The sequence below is a fragment of the Paenarthrobacter nitroguajacolicus genome, from assembly GCF_029952445.1.
GTDB lineage: Bacteria > Actinomycetota > Actinomycetes > Actinomycetales > Micrococcaceae > Arthrobacter > Arthrobacter nitroguajacolicus_B.
Map to the genome: position 1 here is coordinate 248051 of NZ_JAQPPK010000002.1, position 8078 is coordinate 256128.

Consider the following 8078-nt stretch of genomic DNA (forward strand, 5'->3'; position numbering starts at 1 on the left):
CAACCTTTTGGGGCGTTCATTGCGTCGAGAGCTAACTCCTCGGCGCACGCCGCGAGGACTGCTAGATCAAGTGGTCCGACAGGTGGTTCGGGGTGCCGAAGCGGTGGGCCGTGATGGACACTGCCTGCTCGCGGAGGAACGGCAGCATCTCGATCCGGCCGGCCTGGGTCACGGCACCGTGGTAAACCGCGACGTCGGGACGGCCACCCATGGCTGCGCTCAGCGCGGCGAAGTCGCCACCGATCAGGCGAATCCGACCGGCGTCGAACTTGGCCGCACGGGCCAGCCACGCGGCGTCGTCCTCGATCCGGACGCTGACGCCCAGGTTCGCGAACACGCTCACCACGGTGTCGGGAAGCACGACGGCGGAGCTCACCGTGAGCTTCGAACCAGCCACTGCGCCGGCTGCCACAACACGCAGCAGCTCTGCGAGCCGCTCGCCCTCGGAAAGGCGGATGGTGACAGGGAGGGAGCGGTAGCGGAAGACGTTGCGCTCTGCGGTCAGGGCGGAGACGTCCTTGCACGTGCCGAACTCGGATTCCCAAGCTGCGGCGTCACTGAAGAGTGCCTGCTGGAGGGTCTGGAGTTCCTCTGCGGTCACGTCGGCCGACTTGGCTGCAGCGAGGATCTGCGAAGCTGCACCCTGGAGCATGGTGCCGCGCTTGGCCTTGGCCTCGGCGGGGAGCCAGCTGCCCAAACCGATCAGGTAGTTCGGGCCGCCGGCCTTGGTTCCGGCACCCACGGCCGACTTCTTCCAGCCACCGAACGGCTGGCGCTGGACGATCGCACCGGTGATGCCGCGGTTGACGTACAGGTTTCCGGCCTGGATCTTCTCCAGCCAAACACCCATCTCTGCGGAATCCAGGGAGTGCAGGCCGGCGGTGAGGCCGTACTCGATCTCGTTCTGGATGGCGATGGCTTCCTCGAGCGTTTCGGCGGTCATAACGCCCAGCACCGGGCCGAAGAATTCGGTCAGGTGGAAGTAGGAGCCACGCTTGACGCCCGAACGGATGCCCGGGGACCACAGGCGGCCGGTCTCGTCGAGGCGCTCGGGCTTGATGGCCCAGCTTTCGCCGTCGCCCAGGGTGGTGAGCGCGTTCAGGAGCTTGCCATTGGCGGGCTCGATGATCGGGCCCATCTGGGTGGTGGCGTCCTCCGGGTAGCCGACAGTCAGTGAGCGGGCGGCGTCGATGAGCTGGTTGTGGAAGCGGGCGCTCTTGGCCACCGAACCCACCAGGATCACCAACGATGCGGCCGAGCACTTCTGGCCCGCGTGGCCGAACGCCGAGTACACAACGTCCTTGGCAGCCAGGTCCAAGTCAGCGCTCGGGGTGACGATAATGGCGTTCTTTCCGGACGTTTCCGCGAGCAGCGGCAGGTCCTGGCGGAACGAACGGAACAGTTCAGCGGTTTCGTAGCCACCGGTGAGGATGACGCGGTCAACGCTCGGGTGCGAGACCAGCTGGGTGCCAAGGTCGCGCTCTTCAAGCTGAACCAGGGCCAGCACTTCGCGCGGCACGCCGGCTTCCCACAGGGCATCGACCATGACGGAACCGGAGCGGCGGGCCTGCTTTGCAGGCTTGATCACGACGGCGGAACCTGAGGCGAGCGCTGCGAGCGTCGAGCCTGCGGGGATGGCCACCGGGAAGTTCCACGGCGGGGTCACAACGGTGAGGTTCGCTGGGACGAACGTGGCGCCGTCGACCGTTTCCAGGTCCTTGGCGCGCTCGGCGTAGTAGTGCGCGAAGTCGATTGCTTCGCTAACCTCGGGATCGCCCTGGTCGATGGTCTTGCCGGTTTCGGAAGCCATCACCTCAAGGAGTTCGGCACGGCGGGCTTCGAGGACCTCGCCGGCGCGGTGCAGGATGGCTGCGCGCTCAGCGGCGGGACGTGCACCCCAGGCTTTGCCGGCGTCCACGGCCGTGGCGATGATGCTCTCGAGCTCGGCGGCGTCGGAGACCTTGGTGGAGTCCACGATCTTGTTGCCTGCTGTGGAACCGGGGATGCGCTGGAGGATGTCACGGCCCCATGCACGGTTGGCCGGGAGTGCCGGGTCGGTGTCCGGGGTGTTGTGGAAGCCCTCGGTCGGTGCGGGCTCGGCCGGGAGGCGGCGATCCTGCTTGCGGTTGGGGCCAGGGACTTCGTCCTTCATGGTGGCAAGGGAGGCCAGGAAGCGCTGCTGTTCGCGCTTGAACAGGGCTTCGTTTTCGCTGAGTTCGAAGACTGCAGACATGAAGTTTTCCTGGGACGCGCCTTCTTCGAGGCGGCGGATCAGGTAGGCGATGGCGACGTCGAACTCGCCCGGGTGGACCACCGGTGTGTAGAGCAGGAGGCTGCCGACATCTTTGCGGACCGCGGTGGCCTGGCCGGTTGCCATGCCCAGGAGCATTTCGAATTCGATACCCTTCACAACCCCGCGCTGCTTGGCCAGCAGCCAGGCGAAGGCGACGTCGAAGAGGTTGTGGCCGGCAACGCCGATGCGGACAGCGTCAACGTGCTCCGGGGTGAGGGCGTAGTTGATGACGTTCTTGTAGCTGGTGTCGGAGTCCTGCTTGGTACCCCACGTTGCCAGCGGCCAATCGTGCAGCGAGGCCTCAACCTGCTCCATGGGAAGGTTGGCGCCCTTGACCACGCGGACCTTGATGGGTGCACCACCCTGGGCACGGCGGGCTGTTGCCCATTCCTGGAGTTCCTGCATGGCGCCCAGTGCGTCCGGAAGGTAGGCCTGGAGGACGATGCCGGCCTCGAGGTTCTTGAATTCGGGCATGTCCAGGATGCGCTTGAACACCGCGATGGTCATGCTGAGGTCCTTGTATTCCTCCATGTCCAGGTTGATGAACTTGGGCTTGGGGAAGGACGCGGCAAGGCGGTAGAGCGGGGTGAGCTTCTCCACCACGTGATCGACGGCTTCGTCGAAGGCCCACGGGGAGTGCGGGGCCACGGTGGAGGATTCCTTGATGGAGACGTAGTCCACGTCATCACGGGCCAGGAGCTTGAGCGTGCCTTCCAGGCGGCGCTGGGCTTCGTGCTCGCCCAGGACAGCTTCGCCGAGGAGGTTCACGTTCAGGTGCACGCCGTCCTGCTTGATCTTGGCGATGGCCGGACCGAGCTTCGCATCGGTGGCGTCGACGATCAGGTGGCCCACCATTTCACGGAGGACGCGGCGGGCGATCGGGATGACAACCTGCGGGAGGATCGGAGCCATCACACCGCCCACACGGACAGCGCTGCGCATGTACCAGGGGAGGAACTTGGGTACCTTGGGGGCGAGTTCGGCGAGTTTGCGGCCGGCGACCGACAGGTCCTCGGGGCGGATGACGCCGTCGACGAATCCGACCGTGAAGTCCAGGCCGTTCGGGTCCTTCAGGACGCCGGCGAGGCGCTGGGCGGATACGTCAACGGGGATCTTGCTGGCTTCAGTCAGCCAGTGGCGGACCAACGCAATAGCTTCTTGGGCCAGGGCGTCGAACTGCCCGGAATCCTGGGTGCTCGGGGCGGTGGCATCCGGGAGGGTGCTGGTCATGGGGGCTCCTTCTGGGACGGAGAAGTTTGTTTGTTTCCATCAGTATGGATCTACAATCTCATTAGGAAAAGCGATCTTTTCTGACGAATATTGATTACTCATCTCGATCCTTTGGAGGCCGCCTTGCTGGACGTCCGCAGGCTGCGTTTGCTGCACGAGTTGAAGATCCGTGGAACCCTCGCCGAGGTTGCCGACGCGATGCAGTACAGCCCTTCTTCCGTGTCCCAGCAATTGACGCTCCTGGAGAAGGAAGCCGGGGTGGAACTGCTGCGCAAAGCGGGCCGCCGGGTGCAGCTCACACCGCAGGCAGAGATCCTGGTAGCGCACACCGCGGCGCTGCTGGAGACGCTGGAACGGGCCGAAACAGAGCTCGTCGCATCTTTGTCGATGGTCACCGGAACGGTGCGGCTGGCCGTGTTCCAGTCGGCGGCCTTGGCACTGCTGCCCGACTTCCTCAGCATCATGCGCAAGGAGTACCCGGAAGTGCGCGTGGAAATGACCCAGCGCGAGCCCGAGACCGCCCTCTATGAAACCTGGGCAAGGGACTTCGACCTAGTGGTGGCTGAGCAATATCCCGGCCACGCGGCGCCGCACCACAGCGGACTGGACCGTGTCACACTGACCAGTGACGCCATCCGCTTGGCTACTCCCCCGATCGGGCTGGGCGGGGAAGCTGTTTCCTCCTTGGCGGACACCGCCTCGATGCCGTGGGTCATGGAGCCCAGGGGCGCCGCCTCCCGGCACTGGGCCGAGCAGGCGTGCCGCTCCGCCGGTTTCGAACCCGACGTACGCTACGAAACGGCTGACCTTCAGGCGCAAATCCGTCTCATCGAATCCGGAAACGCCGTGGCTCTCATGCCAGACCTCGTCTGGACCGGACGTTCGCGGACGGTGCAACTCCTGGATCTTCCGGGCCTGCCCAAACGAACCGTGTTCACGTCCACGAGGACAGCCGGCAGAATCCACCCGGCCACCGCAGCATGCCGCGAGGTGCTGGAACGGGTGGCGGAGGCACAGCAACAGGACGCCGAGCAGCAGGCCGACGCCGACTAGCCTGGCCCGTGCGCGACTAGCCTGGCTCGGGCGGGGCGTCCCGGAAACGCAAAAGGCCCCAGTCCGAGGACTGGGGCCAAACGCGGAGAATGGGGGATTTGAACCCCCGAGGGCGTTAACCCAACACGCGTTCCAGGCGTGCGCCATAGGCCGCTAGGCGAATTCTCCTTGCTTCCGATTCGAAAGCAGATACTACTGTACCTGAGAATTTCGGCATCGTGTAATCGGCCTGAATCGCCACCCCGGGGCAGCCTGGGGAAGACGCCGCTTAACGGAAAAATGGACGCCCCCAACGCGCCCATTCTTGCGGCACAACCGTTGAGCTACCGGGTCCGGCCCCTCGCCCCCAGGCCCCGCAGCTCACAACCTTGAGATTGCCCCAATCGGTGTACATACCCATGGTCCGCTGCCACCCCTTCTTTTGCAATGGTTGAGACCGCTTTGTAGCCTAATTTGCTGACAAGATGTCTCCATGACGGAGCTTCATGCACTGGTGGTTTACGTACCGGAGACGCATTTGGAAGAGGTCCTGCAGGCCATCGGCGACGCCGGCGCGGGGCGCATCGGCGACTATTCGCACTGCGCCTTCACCTCGCCGGGCACGGGTCGATTCACTCCCCTGCCGGGCGCCCAGCCATACGTGGGCGAGGTGGGCATTGAGGAGCAGGTGCCCGAAGTCCGCATTGAGTGCGTGGTTGGGGAAGCGGTGCTCGACGGCGTGGTGCAGGCATTGCGGGCGGCCCACCCTTACGAGGAGCCGGCTTTCATGACGTGGCGGGTGAACGGGTGGTGGTGACAGATTTGGCCCTCAGGCGAAAACCGGCAGTCGACCAGCAGCCAACTCGCCATTGATAACAGCGATTTCATCGGCCGACAAGAGGCTGACGCCCTCGTCAACGGCGTGATTCGAGGCCACAGCCCAGTCCACAACATCGGACCAGCACCACAAAGAGACGCCCGCCTGGATGGCCGGGGCGGGGAATGGGAAGCCGGCCTGGCGCAGTCCTGCTGTCCAATGGGTAACGGCCTGCCTCGTCGCCCCCAACCGCTCCGCGATCTCACTTCGAGTGACATAGTCGAAATCGACGGATCGGATTTTGCCACCCAGTTCCACCACCCGAGCAACAAGGCGAAGGGCAGCCTGCCGGCCATTGGGCGCGCCTTGCAGCAAGGTCACATACGGAACGCCTGCAAAGCGAGACACTATGCCATCAAGTTCCGCCACCACCAGGTCTTCGATCTCGTCCGGAAGCTCCTCGAGCCTAAGCCGCACCTCGAATGTTTGCTCCATGCTCATGACCCCACGATACCTCCTGTTGTTGACAAGTGACAACAACTATCGTCTCCCTCTGAGCAAATCGTGCTGCCCAGGACATCGCCGGGCATCACGCAGCAGGATCTTTGCACGCTGTGAAGCATTCCTGGGCGTGCCATCCACCCTCAATTGCGCACCCTCCGGCCCACAGGGGCAATACAAGTAGAACTTGTGCCCTTGTCTGCGCAGTCTCCAACCCACCGCCATCAATGCTCGAACCGCAGCCAGCACGTCCTTATGAATCTCGTTGGAGGCATCAACCGCATGCAACCAATCGCCGTTACCCATGGCACCCCACAGTCGTAGCCCTCCCGCTAACGGTCGTCGTTGACTACGGGTTTACCAACGGGCCCCGACATTAAAAGCAGCCGCAACCACCCGCCGTCGAGCGTTTTCCATAACCCGCCCGAGCCGATTCGAACCCCGAACTAAGTTCGGGTAAGCTTGTCGACGGCCCCTCATGTGGCGTCATCCTGTTGAACTCCCCCAGGACCGGAAGGTAGCAAGGGTAGATGGGCTCTGGCGGGTGCATGAGGGGTCACTTACTTTAAATGTCAGTCCCTATAGGTAGGTTTCACTTGTGACTGTTACAACTGCCCTGTATCGAAGGTATCGCCCGGACTCTTTCGCGGACGTTATCGGGCAGGAACACGTCACGGAGCCGCTGATGACGGCGCTCCGGAAGAACCGCGTGAACCACGCCTATCTCTTCTCCGGCCCGCGCGGCTGCGGCAAAACCACCTCCGCGCGCATCCTGGCGCGCTGCCTGAACTGCGCGGAAGGCCCCACCGACACCCCTTGCGGCAAGTGCCCCAGCTGTGTGGAACTGGCACGCGGCGGATCGGGATCCCTGGACGTCATCGAGATCGACGCCGCCAGCCACGGTGGCGTCGATGACGCCCGTGATCTCCGCGAGCGCGCCACCTTCGCCCCGGTTCGGGACCGCTACAAGATCTTCATCATTGACGAGGCCCACATGGTCACGTCGGCCGGCTTCAACGCACTGCTCAAGATTGTCGAAGAGCCACCGGAACACATCAAGTTCATCTTTGCCACCACTGAGCCGGACAAGGTCATCGGGACCATCCGCTCGCGCACGCACCACTACCCCTTCCGGTTGGTTCCGCCGGAGCCGCTCATGCAGTACCTCGAGCTGCTCTGCCGGCAGGAAAACGTTCCTGTTGCTCCCGGCGTGCTCTCGCTCGTCATCCGCGCAGGCGGGGGTTCGGTCCGCGACACCCTCTCCGTGCTGGACCAGCTCATGGCCGGCGCGGGCTCGAACGGCCTGGACTACGAACTCGCAGTAGCACTTCTTGGTTACACGCACGCCTCCTTGCTGGACGACATCGTCGATGCCGTCGCGGTTGCCGATGCCGCCACGGTTTTCCGCGCGGTTGACCGCGTCATCCAGACCGGACACGATCCCCGGCGCTTCGTCGAGGACCTTTTGGAGCGTTTCCGCGATCTCATCATCGTCCAGGCCATGCCCGAAAGCGCCCACGCCATCCTGCGGGGAATGCCGGAGGACCAGATCGCCCGGATGCGCAACCAGGCCACAAACCTTGGCGCGGCCGAGCTTTCCAGGGCAGCAGACGTCACCAACACGGCCCTCACAGAGATGACTGGCGCCACCTCCCCCCGGCTGCATCTCGAACTGCTCTGCGCCCGCATTCTGCTGCCCAGTGCGGAGCAGACCGAGCGCGGTATCGCTGCCCGCATCGACCGCGTGGAACGTCGCCTGAATTACGCGGGCGACGGCGGCACCCCTGTCGTCGCTGCTGCCGCACCTTCTGCTTCTGCACCTTCTGCGGCCCCGGCCATTCCTTCTGCTGCGGTACCCGCGCAGGCTGCGCCAGCTCAGACGGCGCCGGTTTCCCAAGCTGCGCCCCCGCGGACAGAGCCAGCCCCGGCATCCCCCGCTCCCGCTTCACCAGCAGCATCTACTCAGGAGCCCTCCGTCGAGGCCGGCACGCGGGACGGAATCACGGCCCCGCGCGTCTCAACCAACGACTGGCCTGTGGAGGATCGTCCGGCCGTCGATCGCGCCCCGCAGGCCTCCGCTCCCCAAGCAGCGGCATCACAGCCAGCCGCACCACAGGCAGCGTCACCCCAGGCAGCGTCACCCCAGGCAGCCCCGGAGCAGGGGCAGTCCGCGGAACCGGCACGGCAAACCACGGCTCCCCAGCC

General features: G+C 64.7%; 5 protein-coding genes, 1 tRNA gene and 1 other RNA gene. 4 read left to right on the forward strand and 3 right to left on the reverse strand.

Going from position 1 to position 8078, the window contains the following annotated elements; genetic code table 11:
• Nucleotides 1–61: 61 nt before the first annotated feature.
• Nucleotides 62–3523: a bifunctional proline dehydrogenase/L-glutamate gamma-semialdehyde dehydrogenase gene (locus tag PJL15_RS02480; protein ID WP_281449624.1), complete on the reverse strand. Its 3462-nt coding sequence runs from the start codon at nucleotides 3521–3523 to the stop codon at nucleotides 62–64.
• A 123-nt stretch (nucleotides 3524–3646) separates the two neighbouring features.
• Here PJL15_RS02480 and PJL15_RS02485 point away from each other — a divergent pair, with 123 nt between their 5' ends.
• Nucleotides 3647–4576 (forward strand): LysR substrate-binding domain-containing protein, encoded by a 930-nt coding sequence (locus PJL15_RS02485; RefSeq protein WP_281449636.1) that lies wholly within the window; start codon nucleotides 3647–3649, stop codon nucleotides 4574–4576.
• A gap of 83 nt (nucleotides 4577–4659) precedes the next feature.
• On the opposite strand, the gene PJL15_RS02490 is transcribed toward PJL15_RS02485, so the two are convergent.
• Nucleotides 4660–4744: transfer RNA gene (locus PJL15_RS02490), tRNA-Ser, on the reverse strand.
• Nucleotides 4745–5048: 304 nt separating this feature from the next.
• Between PJL15_RS02490 and PJL15_RS02495 the strand changes: the two genes are divergently transcribed.
• Complete coding sequence (locus tag PJL15_RS02495) at nucleotides 5049–5372, forward strand: hypothetical protein (RefSeq protein ID WP_281449625.1); 324 nt, start codon at nucleotides 5049–5051, stop codon at nucleotides 5370–5372.
• 12 nt (nucleotides 5373–5384) lie between these two features.
• Here PJL15_RS02495 and PJL15_RS02500 read toward each other — a convergent pair whose 3' ends face one another.
• Entirely contained in the window at nucleotides 5385–5873 is a 489-nt protein-coding gene (locus tag PJL15_RS02500) for a hypothetical protein (RefSeq protein WP_281449626.1), read from the reverse strand.
• 467 nt (nucleotides 5874–6340) lie between these two features.
• Here PJL15_RS02500 and ffs point away from each other — a divergent pair.
• Both ffs and PJL15_RS02510 read left to right on the forward strand, forming a co-directional pair.
• Nucleotides 6341–6437: signal recognition particle sRNA small type (gene ffs / locus PJL15_RS02505), an RNA gene on the forward strand.
• A gap of 34 nt (nucleotides 6438–6471) precedes the next feature.
• A partial coding sequence (locus tag PJL15_RS02510; RefSeq protein ID WP_281449627.1) for a DNA polymerase III subunit gamma and tau occupies nucleotides 6472–8078 on the forward strand: 1607 nt, incomplete at its 3' end.

Coding starts and splice junctions, on each gene's coding strand:
- PJL15_RS02500 (WP_281449626.1), bottom strand. CDS start 5,873: ATGAGCATGGAGCAAACATTCGAGGTGCGGCTTAGGCTCGAGGAGCTT.
- PJL15_RS02495 (WP_281449625.1), top strand. CDS start 5,049: ATGACGGAGCTTCATGCACTGGTGGTTTACGTACCGGAGACGCATTTG.
- PJL15_RS02480 (WP_281449624.1), bottom strand. CDS start 3,523: ATGACCAGCACCCTCCCGGATGCCACCGCCCCGAGCACCCAGGATTCC.